18 protein-coding genes and 1 tRNA gene are annotated in these 19,186 nt (G+C 59.9%); 7 read left to right on the top strand and 12 right to left on the bottom strand.

The genetic code is table 11. The features are described from left to right. The first annotated feature begins 3 nt into the window (after positions 1-3). From pal to nadA, 6 genes are all read left to right on the top strand, one after another. Positions 4-501, top strand: a complete 498-nt coding sequence (gene pal, locus FQ192_RS06635) for a peptidoglycan-associated lipoprotein Pal (RefSeq protein WP_003178634.1) — start codon at positions 4-6, stop codon at positions 499-501. A gap of 6 nt (positions 502-507) precedes the next feature. Continuing rightward, complete coding sequence (gene ybgF / locus FQ192_RS06630; RefSeq protein WP_149657884.1) at positions 508-1,350, top strand: tol-pal system protein YbgF; 843 nt, start codon at positions 508-510, stop codon at positions 1,348-1,350. Positions 1,351-1,516: 166 nt separating this feature from the next. Beyond that, the gene (gene queE / locus FQ192_RS06625; RefSeq protein WP_149657883.1) at positions 1,517-2,164 is read left to right on the top strand and encodes a 7-carboxy-7-deazaguanine synthase QueE; all 648 of its coding nucleotides are present in this window, start codon (positions 1,517-1,519) and stop codon (positions 2,162-2,164) included. Between the two features lies 1 nt (position 2,165). Continuing rightward, on the top strand, positions 2,166-2,858 hold the full coding sequence (queC, locus tag FQ192_RS06620) for a 7-cyano-7-deazaguanine synthase QueC (protein WP_149657882.1): 693 nt from the start codon (positions 2,166-2,168) through the stop codon (positions 2,856-2,858). Positions 2,859-2,921: 63 nt separating this feature from the next. Beyond that, positions 2,922-2,997 (top strand) — tRNA-Lys (locus FQ192_RS06615). A gap of 271 nt (positions 2,998-3,268) precedes the next feature. Further along, positions 3,269-4,327, top strand: a complete 1,059-nt coding sequence (gene nadA / locus FQ192_RS06610; protein ID WP_149657881.1) for a quinolinate synthase NadA — start codon at positions 3,269-3,271, stop codon at positions 4,325-4,327. An 85-nt stretch (positions 4,328-4,412) separates the two neighbouring features. On the opposite strand, the gene FQ192_RS06605 is transcribed toward nadA, so the two are convergent. The 6 genes from FQ192_RS06605 to gcvH all read right to left on the bottom strand — a co-directional run bounded on the left by FQ192_RS06605 (position 4,413) and on the right by gcvH (position 11,489). Then, positions 4,413-4,901 (bottom strand): RDD family protein, encoded by a 489-nt coding sequence (locus FQ192_RS06605; protein WP_149657880.1) that lies wholly within the window; start codon positions 4,899-4,901, stop codon positions 4,413-4,415. 96 nt (positions 4,902-4,997) lie between these two features. After that, complete coding sequence (locus FQ192_RS06600) at positions 4,998-5,210, bottom strand: cold-shock protein (RefSeq protein WP_003175786.1); 213 nt, start codon at positions 5,208-5,210, stop codon at positions 4,998-5,000. Between the two features lie 392 nt (positions 5,211-5,602). Further along, entirely contained in the window at positions 5,603-6,727 is a 1,125-nt protein-coding gene (gene gcvT, locus FQ192_RS06595) for a glycine cleavage system aminomethyltransferase GcvT (RefSeq protein WP_149657879.1), read from the bottom strand. Positions 6,728-6,760: 33 nt separating this feature from the next. Then, a complete protein-coding gene (locus tag FQ192_RS06590; protein WP_149657878.1) occupies positions 6,761-8,137 on the bottom strand; it encodes an L-serine ammonia-lyase in 1,377 nt (458 codons plus the stop codon). A gap of 106 nt (positions 8,138-8,243) precedes the next feature. Then, entirely contained in the window at positions 8,244-11,096 is a 2,853-nt protein-coding gene (gene gcvP / locus FQ192_RS06585; RefSeq protein WP_149657877.1) for an aminomethyl-transferring glycine dehydrogenase, read from the bottom strand. Positions 11,097-11,105: 9 nt separating this feature from the next. After that, positions 11,106-11,489: a glycine cleavage system protein GcvH gene (gcvH, locus tag FQ192_RS06580; protein ID WP_008027813.1), complete on the bottom strand. Its 384-nt coding sequence runs from the start codon at positions 11,487-11,489 to the stop codon at positions 11,106-11,108. Here gcvH and FQ192_RS06575 point away from each other — a divergent pair. Next, positions 11,488-11,694, top strand: a complete 207-nt coding sequence (locus FQ192_RS06575) for a hypothetical protein (RefSeq protein ID WP_149657876.1) — start codon at positions 11,488-11,490, stop codon at positions 11,692-11,694. The genes gcvH and FQ192_RS06575 overlap by 2 nt on opposite strands. 220 nt (positions 11,695-11,914) lie before the next feature. Here the strand turns inward: FQ192_RS06575 and FQ192_RS06565 are convergent, their stop codons facing one another. The 6 genes from FQ192_RS06565 to arcD form a co-directional block, all read right to left on the bottom strand. Then, positions 11,915-13,423: a sigma-54-dependent transcriptional regulator gene (locus tag FQ192_RS06565; protein ID WP_149657874.1), complete on the bottom strand. Its 1,509-nt coding sequence runs from the start codon at positions 13,421-13,423 to the stop codon at positions 11,915-11,917. Between the two features lie 207 nt (positions 13,424-13,630). Continuing rightward, positions 13,631-13,987, bottom strand: coding sequence for a DUF5064 family protein (locus FQ192_RS06560; protein ID WP_149657873.1), 357 nt, complete (start codon positions 13,985-13,987; stop codon positions 13,631-13,633). Positions 13,988-14,050: 63 nt separating this feature from the next. Next, positions 14,051-14,980: a carbamate kinase gene (gene arcC / locus FQ192_RS06555; RefSeq protein WP_149657872.1), complete on the bottom strand. Its 930-nt coding sequence runs from the start codon at positions 14,978-14,980 to the stop codon at positions 14,051-14,053. Positions 14,981-15,160: 180 nt separating this feature from the next. After that, complete coding sequence (locus FQ192_RS06550) at positions 15,161-16,171, bottom strand: ornithine carbamoyltransferase (RefSeq protein WP_123409270.1); 1,011 nt, start codon at positions 16,169-16,171, stop codon at positions 15,161-15,163. Positions 16,172-16,242: 71 nt separating this feature from the next. Next, positions 16,243-17,499, bottom strand: coding sequence for an arginine deiminase (gene arcA, locus FQ192_RS06545; protein ID WP_149657871.1), 1,257 nt, complete (start codon positions 17,497-17,499; stop codon positions 16,243-16,245). 33 nt (positions 17,500-17,532) lie between these two features. Next, entirely contained in the window at positions 17,533-18,960 is a 1,428-nt protein-coding gene (arcD, locus tag FQ192_RS06540) for an arginine-ornithine antiporter (protein WP_149657870.1), read from the bottom strand. Positions 18,961-19,186 lie beyond the last annotated feature (226 nt).

The raw sequence follows: 19,186 nt of genomic DNA, 5'->3' as shown, positions 1-19,186 counted from the left end.
ACGATGGAAATGCTGAAGTTTGGTAAATTTGCTGCGCTGGCTCTGGCCATGGCTGTAGCTGTAGGTTGCTCGTCCAAAGGCGGCGACAATGCCGGTGAAGGCGCTGTTGATCCAAACGCTGGTTACGGCGCTAACACTGGTGCAGTTGACGGCTCCCTGAGCGAAGAAGCTGCTCTGCGCGCAATCACCACTTTCTACTTCGAATACGACAGCTCGGACCTGAAGCCAGAAGCCATGCGCGCTCTGGATGTTCACGCTAAAGACCTGAAAGCAAACGGCGCTCGCGTTGTTCTGGAAGGCAACACCGACGAACGTGGTACTCGTGAGTACAACATGGCACTGGGCGAGCGTCGTGCGAAAGCCGTTCAGCGCTACCTGGTACTGCAAGGTGTTTCCCCAGCTCAGCTGGAACTGGTTTCCTACGGCGAAGAGCGTCCAGTTGCTACCGGCAACGACGAGCAGTCCTGGGCTCAAAACCGTCGCGTCGAACTGCGTAAGTAATTCGTCATGCGAACGTGCCGTCGTGCTGTAACTGTTTTGGCTCTCAGTCTCGCACCGCTTGCGGTGTGGGCTGCGGTTCCTGTGGTCGATAACAACTCCGGTTCTAACAGCGGGAGCAGTTATCCGCCTGCGGGTTACGGTACGAACGGCGCCTATGCCGGGGGAGGGGTTTCGGCCCCTGTCTCGGCACAGGGCGAGCTGTTCAACCAACTGCAATCCATGCAGGAGCAGATCTCACGCCAACAGGGTGTGATCGAAGTTCTGCAAAATGATGTATCGCGCATGAAGCAAGAAAGCCTGGAGCGATACCAGGATCTTGATCGGCGCATAGGAACCGGCGCTGCACCGGCCGCGACTCCTGATAATTCTTCCACCGGTGGCACTCTGAATGCCCCCGGCGCAGCAGCCGCTGCAGGCGCAGGTGCAGGAGCGGCCGCCGCTCAAGCCCCTGCCGCCAGCAGTGAACCGGGTGATCCGGCGAAGGAAAAACTGTATTACGATGCGGCCTTCGACCTGATCAAAGCCAAGGATTTCGACAAGGCCAGCCAGGCTTTCGCCGCTTTCCTGCGCAAATACCCGAACAGCCAATACGCGGGCAATGCCCAGTACTGGTTGGGCGAAGTCAATTTGGCCAAAGGCGATCTGCAAGGTGCAGGTCAGGCGTTTGCCAAGGTTTCGCAGCTGTACCCCAAGCACGCCAAAGTGCCTGACTCGCTGTACAAGCTCGCTGATGTAGAACGCCGCCTGGGTCATACCGACAAGGTTAAAGGCATTCTGCAACAGGTGGTGTCGCAATATCCGGGCACTTCCGCCGCACAGCTGGCTCAACGCGATCTGCAGCGCATGTAAGCCTGTTTGAGCCGTTTTGAAGAAACCCGCACTCGTTGCGGGTTTTTTCGTTAGAATTCACGCCCTTTTTCTGAAACACGCTTTTTGGGATTCGCGCGTTGGCGGGGTTCCTTGAAGAGCCTGACGGAGGCGGACAGCCTGTTTAGCTGTTACGCCCGTGGCGACTATGCAAGACACATTGAGAATTACCGAAGTTTTTTACTCGTTGCAGGGTGAAACGCGGACTGCCGGGCTGCCCACTGTTTTTGTGCGCCTGACCGGTTGCCCATTGCGTTGCCAATACTGCGACAGCGCCTACGCATTCACCGGCGGGACCATTCGCCCCCTCGACGACATCCTCGCGCAAGTGGCCGGTTTTCGTCCGCGTTACGTGTGTGTCACCGGCGGCGAGCCGTTGGCGCAACCCAACGCCATCCCATTGCTCAAGCAGTTGTGCGACGCCGGTTACGAAGTGTCTCTGGAAACCAGTGGTGCGCTCGACATCTCGGCGGTAGATTCCCGGGTCAGTCGCGTCGTCGATCTGAAAACTCCGGGTTCGAAAGAAGCGCACCGCAACCGCTATGAGAACATCGAACTGCTGACGCCCAACGACCAGGTGAAGTTTGTCATCTGCTCGCGGGAGGACTACGACTGGGCTGTGTCCAAGCTGATCCAGTACGGTCTGGACCGACGAGCCGGCGAAGTGCTGTTCTCGCCAAGTCACCATGACCTCAATGCGCGGGACCTGGCTGACTGGGTGGTGGCGGACAATCTGCCAGTGCGTTTGCAATTGCAGCTGCATAAATATCTTTGGAATGACGAGCCGGGGCGCTGATATGACTGAACAACTGAACACTACCGAGAAACGTGCGGTGATCCTGCTGTCCGGCGGCCTGGACTCGGCAACAGTCGTGGCCATGGCCCGGGCTGAAGGCTACGCCTGCTACACCATGAGCTTCGACTACGGCCAACGCTCCCACGCTGAGTTGCACGCCGCTGCCCGTGTTGCTCGCGACCTGGGTGTGATCGAGCACAAGGTGATCGGTCTGAACCTGAACGGTATGGGCGGCTCGGCACTGACCGACAGCAGCATCGATATTCCAGAAACGCCAGGTGAAGGTATCCCAGTAACGTACGTGCCTGCGCGCAACACGGTTTTTCTGTCGCTGGCGTTGGGCTGGGCTGAAGTGCTCGGGGCGCGCGACATCTTTATTGGTGTGAACGCCGTGGACTATTCGGGTTACCCGGACTGCCGTCCCGAGTTCATCGAGTCCTTCGAGCGCATGGCCAATCTGGCGACCAAGGCCGGTGTGGAAGGCAACGGTTTCCGTATCCAGGCCCCGCTGCAAAACCTGAGTAAGGCGCAGATCGTCCAGGCCGGCGTGAAGCTGGGCGTCGATTACGGGCTGACGGTTTCCTGCTATCAGGCCGACGATAAAGGCTATGCCTGCGGCAAATGCGACAGCTGCCGCCTGCGTGCAGAAGGCTTCGCAGCAGCCGGAATCAGCGACCCAACACCTTATTTTTGATTTATTTCAAATTAGGTGTTGAATAGTCCTTAAAAATCAGTATTATACGCGCCACCACACAGCGGGTCGTTAGCTCAGTTGGTAGAGCAGTTGGCTTTTAACCAATTGGTCGTAGGTTCGAATCCCACACGACCCACCATTTTTTGTAGCAGTTTTAAAAGTCTGGAAGGCCCACGCAAGTGAGGATTTCCGGATTTTTTTTTGCCTGCGATTTGAGTTCGACTCCACGCGGTGCTACACCGCGTGACGCAGGTCAGAATCATCTTTTGCATCCACGGGATATTCTGTAGCCTTGCCCGGCTCCAACGCTGTGCCTGATGAATACTCACTCTCCCGGCGGTACCCGTAAGGGGTCCGGAGCCGGGTGTATACTCGACTTTCGCGCGAAAGCGCCCGCAGGTCTTGCGATCATGACGCAAATTTCCGAACGCCTACTGGTTCAAGCTCACCTCGACGCCAAGCAGCCCAAGCCGCTGACCGCCGAGGAAGAGGCCTATTACCGTTCTGCCATCGCTGCCGAGCTCAAGGCTCAGGACGCGGTGCTGGTGGCTCACTTCTATTGCGATCCGGTGATTCAGGCCTTGGCCGAAGAAACCGGTGGCTGCGTCTCCGACTCCCTGGAAATGGCACGCTTCGGCAATGCCCACCCGGCCAAGACCGTGGTGGTCGCCGGGGTGAAGTTCATGGGCGAGACCGCGAAGATCCTCAACCCTGAAAAACGCGTGCTGATGCCGACCCTGGACGCGACCTGCTCGCTGGACCTTGGATGCCCGGTGGACGAGTTCTCGGCGTTCTGCGATCAGCACCCGGAACGCACGGTGGTGGTGTATGCCAACACTTCGGCGGCGGTCAAAGCCCGGGCGGACTGGGTGGTGACTTCAAGCTGCGCGCTGGAGATCGTCGAAAGCCTGATGGATAACGGCGAGACCATCATCTGGGGTCCGGACAAGCACCTGGGCACTTATATCCAGCGTAAGACCGGCGCGGACATGTTGCTGTGGGACGGTGCCTGCATCGTTCACGAGGAGTTCAAGTCCAAGCAGCTCGAAGACATGAAAGCGCTGTACCCGGACGCGGCCATTCTGGTGCATCCAGAGTCGCCGACAGCGGTAATCGAACTGGCGGATGCGGTCGGTTCTACCAGTCAGCTGATCGCTGCGGCGCAGAGCCTGCCGAACAAGACCTTCATCGTCGCCACCGACCGCGGCATTTTCTACAAGATGCAGCAGCTGTGCCCGGACAAGGTCTTCATCGAGGCCCCAACGGCCGGTAACGGTGCCGCGTGCCGCAGTTGCGCGCATTGCCCGTGGATGGCGATGAACACCCTTGAGCGCACGCTCAAGAGCTTGAAGGAAGGGACGAACGAGATCTTTGTCGATCCGGCGTTGATTCCGCAGGCGATTCGGCCGTTGAAGCGGATGCTGGACTTTACCCAGGCGGCGCGGATGAAGTTGGCTGGGAACGCTTAAGCGTCATATCTAAGGGCAAGATCAAAAGATCGCAGCCTTCGGCTCCTACAGGGGTTGCCGAAGGCTGCGATCTTTTTTGTGGGCGCTACTTCTGTTTCTTTGGAATGCGTACAAGCTGCGTATCGGAATACATGTCATGCCAACTGCGCTTCTGCTTATCAAACAGCGGCCAGAGAAACCCCAGGCCCACACACAGCCACGATGCAATCGACACCACAAACCGCAACAACGCCTGCCACAAGCTGATGGATGAACCATCGGCGTTCTGCACACGGATGCACCACACCTGCATGCCCAGGGTCTGGCCGGACCAGGTCCAGAACTTGGCAAAGAAGCCGAACAGCACGAACAACAGCACCGTCGACAGTAAGGGATCACCGTCCAGGGCGCCGGCTTCGGTCAGGGTGCGCATTTTGTCTTCGCCGATGATCGCCATCTGGATCATCTTGTAGAGGCCGCTGGTGACGATCAACAGGGCGGTGCACAACAGGAAGTCATAGAACATCGCTGCCAGGCGACGACCCAACGTGGCGGCGAGGAAGTCGCCCTGGGGTTTGAGCAGGTGTTTCGACATGGCAGCCTCTGGGTGAAAAAAGAAAGCCATTTTACGGATTTACGCGCACAAAAAAGCCCCTGATGTCAGCATCAGGGGCTTTTTCGTTACAGAAGGTTAGGCTTCTGCTTGTACTTCGTCAGCCTGCATGCCTTTCTGGCCTTGCACAGCGACGAAAGTCACTTTCTGGCCTTCTTTGAGGCTCTTGAAGCCGTTGCCCTGGATGGCGCGGAAATGCACGAACAGATCCGGACCGCTTTCAGGAGTGATAAAACCAAAACCTTTCTCGTCGTTAAACCACTTGACGGTACCGCTCTGACGTTGGGACATTTCTTATTTCCTTTGACGCAAAAATTAATGACAGTCTCTTTCTCATGAAAGAGTACTGGGGCTGGTTGCAGGAGAGTAAGAAGACGTCGAACGGGATGTAGCTAACTTGTAGGCTACTGCCCAGGTCACGATTCCAAGCGACCCATGCAAACACAGTGAACAAACTCTACGCCAACTAGCCAATAAAAAACAAGCCCCTGTGAGGGGCCCGGTTTTGCTCAGGTTGGTGGCTGTTAGTCGGTCCACTAGTGCGGCTTATTCGAAACAGGTGTTCAATTGTTTTCGATCGTTATAAGCCAAGTTCATAAGCGAAAGCATGCACTGTTTTATGGCGGTTGCGTTACAGATTAGTGCACTGTTAACGCAACCGCGTTACTTATAGAAACAGTCAATCAACCGCGGTAGTAGCGTTGTGGAACAAATGGCATTTTGCTTACAAGCAAAGGCACCTTTTTCCCACGAACAATTGCCCAAACCGGTGTTTCCAGCGCGATGTAAGCGCTGTCGACGTAACCCATGGCCAGCGGTCCACCCAGGGTCGGTCCGAAGCCGCCGCTGCAGACGCTGCCGATGATCTCGCCGGCTTCGTTGACGATCTCTGCGCCTTCGCGCACTGGCGTACGTTCCTGCGGCAGCAGACCAACGCGCTTGCGGCTGACCCCGCCTTGCTGTTGAGCGAATACAGTTTCAGCGCCCGGGAAGCCGCCAGCCCGCGCACCATCGGCACGCCGTGGCTTGGAGATGGCCCACAGCAGGCTGGCTTCGATCGGCGTGGTCTCGGTGTTCATGTCATGGCCGTAGAGGCACAGGCCGGCTTCCAGGCGCAGCGAGTCGCGCGCGCCGAGGCCGATGGCGGCGACTTCTGGTTCTGCGAGCAGGGCGCGAGCCAGGGCTTCGGCATTGGCGGCCGGCACGGAGATTTCGAAACCGTCTTCGCCGGTGTAGCCCGAACGGCTGACAAAGCAATCCACACCCAGCAGTTTCACGCGGGCGAACTGCATGAAGGTCATCTTCGCCACTTCAGGGGCCAAGCGTGCAAGTACGGTCACGGCGGCCGGACCTTGCAAGGCCAGCAACGCGCGCTCTTCGAACAACGGCTCAATGGTGCACTGATCACCAATATGCTTGCGCAAGTGCGCCAGGTCCTGATCCTTGCAAGCGGCGTTGACCACCAGGAACAGTTCATCGTTACCCAGGTTGGCAACCATCAGGTCGTCAAGAATACCGCCCGTCTCGTTGGTGAACATCGCGTAACGCTGCATGCCCACCGGCAAGTCGATGATGTCCACCGGCACCAGGGTTTCCAGGGCCTTGGCGGCATTGGCGCCGGTCAGGCGGATCTGGCCCATGTGCGACACATCGAACAGCCCGGCCTGATCACGGGTGTGTTGGTGTTCTTTCATCACGCCCAGCGGGTATTGCACCGGCATGTCGTAGCCGGCGAACGGCACCATGCGCGCGCCGAGTTCGATGTGCAAAGCGTGCAGCGGGGTTTTCAGCAATTGTTCGGTGGACATATTCAGCTCCTGAAAATAGTGCGGATGCCTGCATCAGCACTCGATGATGTTGACCGCCAAACCGCCACGGGCGGTTTCCTTGTATTTGCTTTTCATGTCGGCGCCGGTCTGGCGCATGGTGCGGATGACCTTATCCAGCGAGACGAAGTGTTGCCCGTCACCGCGCAAAGCCATGCGCACCGCGTTGATGGCTTTCACCGAGCCCATGGCGTTGCGCTCGATGCACGGCACCTGAACGAGGCCGCCAATCGGGTCGCAGGTCAGGCCGAGGTTGTGTTCCATGCCGATTTCCGCGGCGTTTTCCACTTGTTGCACGCTGCCGCCGAGGACTTCGCACAACGCCCCGGCCGCCATCGAGCAAGCGACGCCGACTTCACCCTGACAGCCGACTTCGGCGCCGGAGATCGAGGCGTTTTCCTTATAGAGAATGCCAATGGCCGCAGCCGTCAGCAGAAACCGCACCACGCCGTCTTCGTTGGCGCCGGGGATGAAGCGCATGTAGTAATGCAACACCGCCGGGACGATCCCCGCTGCACCGTTAGTGGGCGCCGTCACCACGCGCCCGCCATTGGCGTTTTCTTCGTTGACCGCCAGCGCATAGAGGTTGACCCAGTCCAGCACCGACAGCGGATCGCGCAGCGCCGATTCCGGGTTCTTGCACAATTGCCGATGCAACGCCGCCGCCCGGCGCTTGACCTTCAAGCCGCCGGGCAGGATGCCTTCGTTGCGGCAACCGGCAGCGACGCAGTCCTGCATCACTTGCCAGATATTCAGCAGGCCGGCGCGGGTTTCCGCTTCCGGGCGCCAGGCGCTTTCGTTGGTCAGCATCACCTGGCTGATCGACAAGCCGTAGGTGGTGCAGTGACTGAGCAGATCCTTGGCGCTTTTGAACGGGAAGGTCAGGGGCGTGGCGTCTTCGACGATACGGTCGGCGCCGGCGGCGTCTTCATCGACGACAAACCCGCCGCCCACCGAGTAGTACTCGCGGCTGCGCACTTGCAGGCCTGCGGCGTCAAAGGCACGAAAGATCATGCCATTGGGGTGATAGGGCAATGGTTTGCGGATCATCGCCAGGTGTTCTTTCTCGTTGAACGCAATGCTGTGTTCGCCGAGCAGGTTCAAACGACCGTTGCCGCGAATTTCTTGCAGGCGGGCAGCGACGGTTTCGGTGTTCACGGTGTCCGGGTGTTCGCCTTCCAGGCCGAGCAAAACGGCTTTGTCGCTGCCGTGTCCTTTACCCGTGGCGCCGAGCGAGCCGTAGAGCTCGACTTTGACGCAGGTGGTCGCGGCCAGCAGCCCTTCACGGCGCAGACCTTCGGCGAAACGCGCAGCGGCACGCATCGGGCCGACGGTGTGGGAGCTGGAGGGGCCGATGCCAATCTTGAACAGGTCGAACACGCTTAATGACATGGTGAACTCCAGTGGAGTAGCGGCAAGCAGCAAGCTACAAGCGGCAAGTTAGAAGCTGATCAGCTCTTTCTTGCAGCTTGAAGCTTGCGACTTGAAGCTGCTTTTCTTAAGCGTAGCTTTCGATCGACGGGCAGGCGCACACCAGGTTGCGATCGCCAAACACGTTGTCGACGCGACCGACCGGTGGCCAGTATTTGCCGTCGATCAACGATGCAACCGGGTACACCGCTTGCTCACGGCTGTACGGATGCGTCCACTCGCCAACAATCTCCGCCGCCGTATGCGGGGCGTTTTTCAGCGGGTTGTCTTCCTTGTCCAGCGTGCCGTTTTCCACCGCGCGGATTTCTTCGCGGATGCGGATCATGGCGTCGCAGAAGCGGTCCAGCTCTTCCTTGGATTCGCTTTCGGTCGGTTCGATCATCAACGTGCCAGCCACCGGGAACGACATGGTCGGCGCGTGGAAACCGAAGTCGATCAGGCGCTTGGCCACGTCATCGACGCTGATGCCGCTGCTGTCTTTCAGCGGACGCAGGTCGAGGATGCATTCGTGCGCCACCAGGCCGTTGCTGCCGGTGTACAGCACTGGGTAATGCTCTTCCAGGCGACGGGAAATGTAGTTGGCATTCAGGATCGCCAGTTGCGAAGCGCGCTTGAGACCCGCGCCACCCATCATCCGAATGTACATCCAGGTGATCGGCAAAATGCTCGCGCTGCCGAACGGTGCCGCGCAGACCGCGCCTTCCTTGCGCTCCATGGTGCCGTGACCCGGCAGGAACGGCGTCAGGTGCGATTTCACGCCAATCGGACCAACACCCGGGCCGCCACCGCCGTGGGGAATGCAGAAGGTTTTGTGCAGGTTCAGGTGCGACACGTCGCCGCCGAACTTGCCCGGCGCGCAGAGGCCGACCATTGCATTCATGTTCGCGCCGTCGATGTACACCTGGCCGCCGTGGTCATGAATGATGCCGCAGATTGCGCGGATGCCTTCTTCGAACACGCCGTGGGTCGACGGGTAGGTGATCATCAATGCCGCGAGGTGTTCACGGTGCTCGATGGCCTTGGCGCGCAGGTCTTCGATGTCGACGTTGCCACGGGCATCGCACGCGGTCACAACCACGCGCATGCCGGCCATGTTGGCGGTGGCCGGGTTGGTGCCGTGGGCGGACGACGGGATCAGGCAGATGTCGCGACGGTCTTCGCCACGGCTCTGGTGATAGGCACGGATCGCCAACAGGCCAGCGTATTCACCTTGGGAACCGGCGTTCGGTTGCAGCGAGATCGAGTCGTAACCGGTGGCGGCGCAGAGCATCGCTTCCAGTTCATCGGTCAGTTGCTGATAACCGGCGCTTTGTTCGGCTGGGGCGAACGGGTGCAGGGCCCCGAATTCAGCCCAGGTCACCGGGATCATTTCGCTGGCGGCGTTGAGTTTCATGGTGCACGAACCCAGCGGGATCATGGTGCGATCCAGGGCCAGGTCCTTGTCGGCGAGTTTGCGCAGGTAGCGCATCAGCTCGGTTTCCGAGTGGTAACGGTTGAACACCGGGTGGCTGAGGATCGGCGATTGGCGAACCAGCGCGGCCGGGATGGTGCTTTGAACGGAGGCGGCGAGGGCGGCGAAGTCCGGCAGGGTTTTGCCGTCGGACAGCAGGGCCCACAGGGTTTCCACGTCGGCTTGCGAGGTGGTTTCGTCGAGGGACAGGCCCAGGCGTTGAGCATCGACGACGCGCAGGTTGATCTGCTGGGCGCGAGCCTTGTCGTGCAATGCGGCAGTGTTAGCGCCAGTGTTCAGAGTCAGCGTGTCGAAGAAGTTTGCTTGCTCAACCGTCAGACCGATTGCGCTCAAGCCTTTGGCCAGAATCGCCGTCAGGTGATGAATGCGGTTGGCAATCTGGGTCAGGCCTTTGGGGCCGTGGTAAACGGCGTACATGCTGGCGATGTTGGCCAACAGCACCTGGGCGGTGCAGATGTTCGACGTAGCCTTCTCGCGACGAATATGTTGCTCGCGGGTCTGCATGGCCAGGCGCAGGGCCGGCTTGCCGAAACGGTCCACGGAGACGCCGACCAGACGGCCCGGCATGTCACGTTTGAACGCATCTTTCGTCGAGAAGTAAGCCGCGTGCGGGCCACCAAAACCCAGCGGCACGCCGAAGCGTTGGGCGCTGCCGATGGCCACGTCGGCACCGAATTCGCCCGGTGGCGTCATTACGGTCAGGGCCAGCAGGTCAGCCGCGACGGCGACCAACGCGTTGGCGGCGTGGAAGCGTTCGGTCAGGTCGCGGTAGTCGAAGACGTCACCGTTGCTGGCCGGGTATTGCAGTAGCGCGCCGAAGAACGGCGCTACGTCGGTCAGTTCCAGTTCGTCGCCGACCACCACGTCGATGCCCAACGGCTCGGCACGGGTGCGCAGCACGTCGAGGGTTTGCGGGTGGCAATGCACGGAAGCGAAGAACGCGTGGCTGCCCTTGTTCTTGCTCAGGCGTTTGCAGAAGGTCATGGCTTCGGCAGCGGCGGTGGCTTCGTCAAGCAGGGAAGCGTTGGCGATCGGCAGGCCGGTGAGGTCGCTGATCAGGGTCTGGAAGTTCAGCAGCGCTTCGAGGCGGCCCTGGGAAATCTCCGGTTGGTACGGGGTGTAAGCGGTGTACCAGGCCGGGTTTTCCAGCAGGTTGCGCAGGATCGGCGACGGCGTGTGGGTGCCGTAGTAGCCCTGGCCGATGTAGGTCTTGAACAGCTGGTTCTTGGCGGCGATGCCTTTGATCAACGCCAGGGCGTCGGCTTCGCTCAGGCCATCGTCCAGGCCGAGGACGCTGGTGCCTTTGATGCTTTCGGGGATGACGCTGGCGCTCAGGGCTTCCAGGGAGTCGAAACCGAGGCTGTTGAGCATGGCTTGCTCATCGCCGGCACGCGGGCCGATGTGGCGGGCGATGAATTCGTTGGCGGTGCTGAGATTTACTTGAGACATGTCGATTCCTCAGGCTTCGGCGTTGGCTTTGATCAGACGGTCGTAGGCGTCCTGATCGAGCAATTTGGCAACGGCCGAGGCGTCGGTTGGCTGGAAGCGGAAGAACCAGCCTTCGCCCAGCGGATCTTCGTTGACCAGTTCAGGGCTGCTGTCGAGCGCCGGGTTCACTTCCAGCACTTCACCGTCGAGGGGCATGTACACGCCGCTGGCGGCTTTAACCGATTCCACGGTGGCGGCTTCAGCGCCTTTGTCGTAGGACTGCAGCTCAGGCAGTTGTACGAAAACCACGTCGCCCAAGGCGTTCTGCGCGAAAGCGGTGATGCCGACTGTGACGCTGCCGTCAGCTTCAGTGCGCAGCCATTCGTGATCTTCAGTAAAACGCAACTCGCTCATGGAAACTCCTAAGGGGGCCAGACTCGTCTGGTGGACGCGATTGAATGCTTGGGCTAAAGCCCTTCTTTATAGATGGTTACTAAGCAAGAACGCGGCCAAGGTTATTAAGTCTTTAAATATCAACGGGTTGGGAGTTTTTGGCGAACGGGTGATTGAAATGTCTGTAGCGAAATCGCTACAGCTCAAAGCAAAGAAAAAAGCGTAATGGGATCAAAGCCTTGCACAGCGGTGATCTAAGGAGGGTGTATCGATATCGTTCCGCTGTAGCGCTTTCAGTACAGATGAAGGTCGCTTTTAAACAGGTTAGAAGCTTGGATCGTTCCCATGCTCCGCGTGGGAATGCCTCAATGGACGCACCGCGTCCGCTTTGGGACGCAGAGCGTCCCGGGCTGCATTCCCACGCAGAGCGTGGGAACGATCAAGTCTCAGGGCTTGTTGGGAATGCCGTACTTGCGCAACCGGTGGGCGATCGCGGTGTGGGAGGTTTGCAGTCTGCTCGCCAGTTGCCGGGTCGAGGGGTAGCTGACGTAGAGTTTTTCCAGCAGGGTTTTCTCGAACTCTTCCATGGCCTGTTCGAGGCTATCCACTTCGCTGTCGCTTTGGCGCGCCACCGAGGTGCCGGCGATGTCGAGGTCGCCGATGTCCACCAGGCTGCTCTCGCAAATCGCCGCGGCGCGGAAGATCACGTTCTGCAATTGCCGCACGTTGCCCGGCCAGCGGTTGCCCAGCAGCGCCGGATAGGTGCCCGGCGCCAGGCGACAGACCGGGCGCTGGATCTGCGCGCAGGCCTGCTGCATGAAGTAGCGGGCCAGCAGCAGAATGTCCTGGCCGCGTTCGCGCAGGGGCGGGACTTCGACGTTGAGGACATTGAGGCGGTAGAACAGGTCTTCGCGGAAGGTGCCTTCGCTGACCATTTTTTCCAGGTCGCGGTGGGTGGCGCTGAGGATGCGCACGTTGACCTTCACCTCGCGATCACCGCCGACCCGACGGAAGCTGCCGTCGTTCAAGAATCGCAGCAACTTCGCCTGCAAGTACGGCGACATCTCGCCAATCTCATCGAGAAACACCGTGCCCTGGTTCGCCAGTTCCATCAGCCCCGGTTTACCGCCCCGTTGCGCGCCTGTGAAAGCGCCGGGGGCGTAGCCGAACAGTTCGCTTTCGGCGAGGTTCTCCGGCAATGCCGCGCAGTTCAACGCCAGGAACGGCGCACTGTGCCGCGCACTGATGGCATGGCAGGCCCGGGCCACCAGTTCTTTGCCGGTGCCGGTTTCGCCCTGGATCAACAGCGGCGCATCGAGAGCCGCGACACGTTGAGCGCGAGCCTTGAGCGTGCGGATGGCCGGGGATTCGCCGAGCAACGCATCGAAACCTTCGGCGTGGTCGTGGTGCAGGGCCGACAGGCGTTCGCCGATACGGTTCGGTTGGTACAGGGTCAGCAAGGCGCCGGCGTCGGTGATCGGCGTGGCGTCCAGCAGCAAGGTCTGGCCGTTGACGGTGATTTCCCGCAGCGGCAGGCGGAAGCCGTTTTCCAGCAAGGTATCGAGCAAGGCTGGATCGGCAAACAAGTCGGCGATGCTTTCTCCTGCCGGTTCGCGACCGTACAGGGCGATCAACGCAGGGTTGGCCAGCAGCACCTTGCCGGCGCTGTCGAGGGCCAGCACCGGGTCGGTCATGGCCGCGAGCAAGGCGTCGAGCTGCAAGTGCCGGCGTTGGCCGGGCAGGATGTCGACCACCGTCATCGCCTGCACGCCGCGCACGCTGAGCAACGCATCGCGCAGCTCTTCAAGGACTTCCGGACTCAGGGTCGGGGCGTCGATGTAGACGTTGGGCGGGACCATTTCCACCGCATCCAGATTGAGATTGCGCCCACCGAGCAAGGCCAGGACTTCCTGGGTAATGCCGACGCGGTCGATGAAGCTGACGTGGATACGCATGGGGCGGTTTTTGGTTCTGACGTGCGGAGGGTGGCAAGTATGCCTTGGAGGAGGGGGTTAGGTGAAATCCCGGGCGGATGATCGTTCCCACGCTCCGCGTGGGAATGCAGCCCGGGACGCTCCGCGTCCCTTCAGAGCCGAACGCGGAGCGTCCGTTGCGGCATTCCCACGCAGAGCGTGGGAACGATCAGCGACAGGGTTCGGGGGTTATTCGAGGTGTTCGGGGTTCACCGGATCACCGGATTTCATATCCAGTTGCACCCGCACGTCTTCAAACATCGCATCGTAATGCTTGTGCACCGAGCCAATGCCGCTGTGGGTCTTGGGAACCCCGTATTTCTCGGCGATTTTCGTCACGTTGCTGGCAAAGTTATAGGCCTGATCCTTGGGCAGGAAAAATGACTCTTCCATGTCCTTGCCCAGGATGTTGCCGTGCATGGTGAACTGCATGCCTTTTTCCGGATCCTGGGTGACTTCATAGTCAATGCACAGGTTGTAGCTGACATCGTCGTCATTCAGCGCGTGGCGCTCGATATGCAAGTGACCGGGTTCGAACGTAGCCATAAACATCTCTCCTTCGAAGGCATTGGAGAACGGCAGACCCCGGGCCTGCCGCGGAGTTTCTTTTCAGCGGTAAGTAATGCCGGGCGTCGCCGTGCTGATGCGGGTGCCGGCTGTGCCCTGGACGATCGCTTCGATGTCCGAGAGTGAACCGATGACCGCGACTTTGCCAGTATGGCGGGCGAACTCGCAGGCAGCCTGGACCTTCGGTCCCATGGAGCCGGCGGCGAAGCCGAGTTTTTCCATGGCGTCGGGGTGGGCCTGGGCGATGGCTTTCTGGGTCGGTTTGCCGAAGTCGATGAACGCGGCGTTGACGTCGGTGGCGATCACCAATAAATCACTTTCCAGCTGTTCGGCCAGCAGCGCCGAGCACAGGTCCTTGTCGATCACCGCTTCCACGCCTTCAAGCTTGCCGCTTGCGCCGTACATCGTTGGAATGCCGCCACCGCCAGCGCAGATCACGATGCTGCCCTTGTCCAGCAACCACTTGATCGGGCGGATTTCGAAGATGCGTTTCGGCCGTGGGCTGGCCACCACACGGCGATATTTGTCGCCGTCCGGGGCGATTGCCCAGCCTTTCTCGGCGGCGAGTTTTTCCGCTTCGGCTTTCGCGTAGACCGGGCCGATGGGTTTGGTCGGGTTCTGGAACGCAGGGTCCTTGGCGTCGACTTCAACCTGGGTCAGCAGGGTGGCGAACGGCACTTCGAAGTCCAGCAGGTTGCCCAGTTCCTGTTCGATGATGTAGCCGATCATGCCTTCGGTTTCGGCACCGAGCACGTCCAGCGGGTAAGGCGAAACCGAGGTGTAGGCCGCCGCTTGCAACGACAGCAGGCCGACTTGCGGGCCATTGCCGTGGGCGATGACCAGTTGGTTGCCGGGGTAGATCCTGGCGATCTGTTCGGTGGCGACGCGGATGTTGGCGCGTTGATTGTCCGCGGTCATGGGTTCACCACGGCGGAGCAGGGCGTTACCGCCCAGGGCAACGACGATACGCATAATGCAGTCCTTTCAGAAAAGGGTACGAGCAACACGATGATCTTTCTCTCGCTGATCGTTCCCACGGTCCCCGTGGGAATGCCGCCCGGGACGCTCCGCGTCCCCTGTGACGCAGAGCGTCACTGAATGCATTCCCACGCAGAGCGTGGGAACGATCATCGTGAACAGGTGTTCAGCCTTTTAGATATCCGCCAACGCCGACACCAATATCGCCTTGATCGTGTGCATGCGGTTTTCCGCTTGCTCGAAGGCGATGTTGGCTGGCGATTCGAAGACTTCTTCAGTCACCTCAACGCCATTGGCCAGGTGCGGATAACGTGCGGCGATGTCCTTGCCGACCTTGGTTTCACTGTTGTGGAACGCCGGCAGGCAGTGCATGAACTTCACGCGCGGGTTGCCCGAGGCTTTCATCATCGCGGTGTTGACCTGGTACGGCAGCAGTTGCTCGATGCGCTCGTCCCACGCTTCCACCGGTTCACCCATCGACACCCAGATGTCGGTGTGGATGAAGTCCACGCCCTTGACCGCTTCTTTCGGGTCTTCGGTGATGGTGATGCGTGCGCCGCTCTCGATAGCGAAGGCTTGGCACTGGTCGATGAAATCCTGATGCGGCCACAGCGCTTTCGGCGCGCCGATGCGCACGTCCATGCCGAGTTTGGCGCCGATCATCAGCAACGAGTTGCCCATGTTGTAGCGCGCATCGCCAAGGTAGGCGTAGCTGATTTCATGCAGCGGCTTGTCGCTGTGCTCGCGCATGGTCAGGGTGTCGGCGATCATTTGCGTCGGGTGGAATTCAGCGGTCAGGCCGTTGAACACCGGCACGCCGGCAAACTTGGCCAGCTCTTCGACGATTTCCTGTTCGAAACCACGGTACTCGATGGCGTCGAACATCCGCCCCAGCACGCGGGCGGTGTCTTTCATGCTTTCTTTATGGCCGATCTGCGACGACACCGGGTCGATGTAGGTGACGTGGGCGCCTTGGTCATGGGCCGCGACTTCGAACGCGCAACGGGTGCGGGTCGAGGTTTTTTCGAAGATCAGCGCGATGTTCTTGCCTTTGAGGTGCGCTCGTTCGGTGCCGGTGTACTTGGCGCGTTTGAGGTCACGGGACAGGTCGATCAGGTAGTTGAGTTCGCGAGTGGTGTGGTGCATCAAGCTCAGCAGGCTGCGGTTGCGCATGTTAAAAGCCATGACTTGGATCTCCTTGGGTTTCGGTTATCCGCCGGCTCCACGCTTTATAAGCGCGAAGCAGGCCATACGAATTAATAGTCGATAGGGTCGCGAATGATCGGGCAGGTCATGCAGTGGCCGCCGCCACGGCCGCGTCCGAGTTCGCCGGCGCTGATGGTGATGACTTCCACGCCAGCCTTGCGCAGCAAGGTGTTGGTGTAGGTGTTGCGGTCGTAACCGATCACCACGCCGGGCTCCAGGGCCACCACGTTGTTGCCGTCATCCCATTGCTCGCGCTCGGCGGCGAAGCTGTTGCCGCCGGTTTCCACCACGCGCAGGGTCTTGAGATTGAGGGCAGCGGCCACGGTGTCGAGGAAGTTGGTTTCTTCGCGGCGGATGTCGATGCCGCCCGGTTTGCTGTCGTCAGGGCGCAGGGTGAAGGCGACGATCTGGTTGACCACTTCCGGGAAGATGGTCACGAGGTCGCGGTCGCAGAAGCTGAACACGGTGTCCAGGTGCATCGCTGCGCGGGACTTCGGCAGGCCGGCAACGATCACCCGCTCCACGGCGTTGTGCTTGAACAGGTTCAGCGCCAGTTGGCCGATGGCCTGGCGGGACGAGCGTTCGCCCATGCCGATCAAGACCACGCCGTTGCCGAGCGGCATCACGTCGCCGCCTTCGAGCGTGGCGTTGCCGTGTTCCTGATCCGGGTCGCCGTACCAGACCTGGAAGTCGGCGTTGGTGAACTCGGGGTGGAATTTGTAGATGGCGCTGGCCAGCAGGGTTTCCTGGCGGCGCGCCGGCCAGTACATCGGGTTCAGGGTCACGCCACCGAAGATCCAGCAGGTGGTGTCGCGGGTGAACTGGGTGTTGGGCAGCGGCGGCAGAATGAAGCTGGAGTGGCCGAGGAAGTCGCGGAACATCTCGATGGTCTTGCCACCGAAACTGTTCGGCAGATCATCGGCGGACACGCCGCCGATCAGGAACTCGGCGATCTTGCGCGGCTCCAGGCTACGCAGCCACGAACCCACTTCATTGACCAGACCGAGGCCGACCGAGTTGGCGGTGATCTTGCGTTCCAGAATCCAGTCCAGCGCTTCCGGGATCGCGACGATGTCGGTCAGCAGGTTGTGCATTTCCAGCACGTCGACATTGCGTTCACGCATCTTGGTGACGAAATCGAAATGGTCACGCTTGGCCTGGGCGACCCACAGCACGTCGTCGAACAGCAGTTCGTCGCAGTTGTTCGGGGTCAGCCGCTGGTGGGCCAGGCCTGGGGAGCAAACCATGACTTTGCGCAGTTTGCCGGCTTCGGAATGTACGCCGTACTTCACTTTTTCCGTGGTCATTACAGTGATCCTCCAGATTGAAACAATCAGCTCTTACAGAGTCAGGAAGCCGTCATACAGCCCGTAGGCCGCCACCAGGGCGCCCACGACGACGGCGGCGAAAATCAGCTTCTCGACGTTGGTGAAAACCGGTTTGCCCACTTCGATCTTGGCCTTGGCGAACAGGATCGCGCCGGGGGCGTAGAGCAACGCGGAGAGCAGCAGGTATTTGATGCCGCCGGCGTACAGCAACCAGACCGCGTAGATCACCGCGATGCCCGCGATGAGCAGGTCTTTCTTGCGTTCGGCCAGGGCTTTTTCATAGGTTTCGCCACGCACCGCCAGCAGCAGCGCATAGGCTGCCGACCACAGGTACGGCACCAGGATCATCGAAGTGGCGAGGTAGATCAGCGACAGGTAAGTGCTGGCCGAAAACAGCGTGATGATCAGGAATATCTGCACCATCGCGTTGGTCAGCCACAGCGCGTTGACCGGCACGTGGTTGGCGTTTTCCTTGCGCAGGAACGCCGGCATGGTGTGGTCTTTGGCGGCGGCGAACATGATCTCCGCACACAGCAGCACCCACGACAGCAGCGCACCGAGCAACGAGATAATCAGGCCGACGCTGATCAGCACCGCGCCCCAATGGCCGACCACGTGTTCCAGCACCGCCGCCATCGACGGGTTCTGCAACTTGGCCAGTTCCGGTTGGGTCATGATCCCCAGCGACAACACGTTCACCAGCACCAGAAACAACAGCACGGTGATGAAGCCGATCACGGTGGCTTTGCCGACGTCGCTGCGTTTTTCCGCCCGGGCCGAGAAGATGCTCGCGCCTTCGATGCCGATGAACACCCAGACGGTGACCAGCATCATGTTGCGCACCTGGTTCATCACACTGCCCAGGCTGGTGTTTTTTGTGCCCCAGATGTCAGCGGTGAAGATGTCCAGTTTGAAGGCGAAGACCGCAATCAGCACAAACAGCAGCAGCGGCACGACCTTGGCGACGGTGGTCACCAGGTTGATGAACGCCGCTTCTTTGATCCCGCGCAATACCAGGAAGTGCACGGCCCAGAGCAGTACCGAAGCACCGATCACTGCAGCGACGGTGTTGCCTTCGCCGAAAATCGGGAAGAAGTAACCGAGGGTGCTGAACAGCAACACGAAGTAACCGACGTTGCCCAGCCAGGCGCTGATCCAGTAACCCCAGGCCGACGAGAACCCCATGTAGTCGCCGAAACCGGCCTTGGCGTAGGCGTAGACCCCGCCATCCAGGTTCGGCTTGCGGTTGGCCAGGGTTTGAAAGACGAACGCGAGGGTCAGCATGCCCACCGCCGTAATCGCCCAACCGATCAACACCGCGCCGACGTCGGCACTGGCGGCCATGTTTTGCGGCAAAGAGAAGATCCCGCCACCAATCATTGAGCCGACAACCAGCGCGACCAGTGCACCGAGTCTTAGTTTTCCGGGGGTTGCAGACATTGCATGACTCCAATGCAGGAGAAGAGAGACAACAGATTAAATCTGTTAACTGTTCAATCAGCTGACATAGATCAGTGCATGGGCACATTCCATTGTTAATGAAAGACTTATGAACTTTTCGCGTGCATAACTGTATTGCTGGAAAAGCCCGGTTCAGAGGCTTCCGGAGACGGGGCAGGCATAACGCGTATCGCGTTGAGTTTTTGAAGTTAGTTCGTTTTTACGA

The organism is Pseudomonas sp. ANT_J12 (genome assembly GCF_008370045.1).
Lineage (GTDB): Bacteria > Pseudomonadota > Gammaproteobacteria > Pseudomonadales > Pseudomonadaceae > Aquipseudomonas.
Note: the sequence above shows the minus strand (reverse complement) of the source record. Positions and strands in the feature narration are given on the sequence as shown.

Coding starts and splice junctions, on each gene's coding strand:
- FQ192_RS06560 (WP_149657873.1), bottom strand. CDS start 13,987: ATGGCTACGTTCGAACCCGGTCACTTGCATATCGAGCGCCACGCGCTG.
- gcvT (WP_149657879.1), bottom strand. CDS start 6,727: ATGTCCACCGAACAATTGCTGAAAACCCCGCTGCACGCTTTGCACATC.
- FQ192_RS06565 (WP_149657874.1), bottom strand. CDS start 13,423: ATGCGTATCCACGTCAGCTTCATCGACCGCGTCGGCATTACCCAGGAA.
- FQ192_RS06575 (WP_149657876.1), top strand. CDS start 11,488: ATGGAAACTCCTAAGGGGGCCAGACTCGTCTGGTGGACGCGATTGAAT.
- gcvH (WP_008027813.1), bottom strand. CDS start 11,489: ATGAGCGAGTTGCGTTTTACTGAAGATCACGAATGGCTGCGCACTGAA.
- queC (WP_149657882.1), top strand. CDS start 2,166: ATGACTGAACAACTGAACACTACCGAGAAACGTGCGGTGATCCTGCTG.
- FQ192_RS06600 (WP_003175786.1), bottom strand. CDS start 5,210: ATGTCCCAACGTCAGAGCGGTACCGTCAAGTGGTTTAACGACGAGAAA.
- gcvP (WP_149657877.1), bottom strand. CDS start 11,096: ATGTCTCAAGTAAATCTCAGCACCGCCAACGAATTCATCGCCCGCCAC.
- arcD (WP_149657870.1), bottom strand. CDS start 18,960: ATGTCTGCAACCCCCGGAAAACTAAGACTCGGTGCACTGGTCGCGCTG.
- nadA (WP_149657881.1), top strand. CDS start 3,269: ATGACGCAAATTTCCGAACGCCTACTGGTTCAAGCTCACCTCGACGCC.
- pal (WP_003178634.1), top strand. CDS start 4: ATGGAAATGCTGAAGTTTGGTAAATTTGCTGCGCTGGCTCTGGCCATG.
- arcA (WP_149657871.1), bottom strand. CDS start 17,499: ATGACCACGGAAAAAGTGAAGTACGGCGTACATTCCGAAGCCGGCAAA.
- arcC (WP_149657872.1), bottom strand. CDS start 14,980: ATGCGTATCGTCGTTGCCCTGGGCGGTAACGCCCTGCTCCGCCGTGGT.
- FQ192_RS06550 (WP_123409270.1), bottom strand. CDS start 16,171: ATGGCTTTTAACATGCGCAACCGCAGCCTGCTGAGCTTGATGCACCAC.
- ybgF (WP_149657884.1), top strand. CDS start 508: ATGCGAACGTGCCGTCGTGCTGTAACTGTTTTGGCTCTCAGTCTCGCA.
- queE (WP_149657883.1), top strand. CDS start 1,517: ATGCAAGACACATTGAGAATTACCGAAGTTTTTTACTCGTTGCAGGGT.
- FQ192_RS06590 (WP_149657878.1), bottom strand. CDS start 8,137: ATGTCATTAAGCGTGTTCGACCTGTTCAAGATTGGCATCGGCCCCTCC.
- FQ192_RS06605 (WP_149657880.1), bottom strand. CDS start 4,901: ATGTCGAAACACCTGCTCAAACCCCAGGGCGACTTCCTCGCCGCCACG.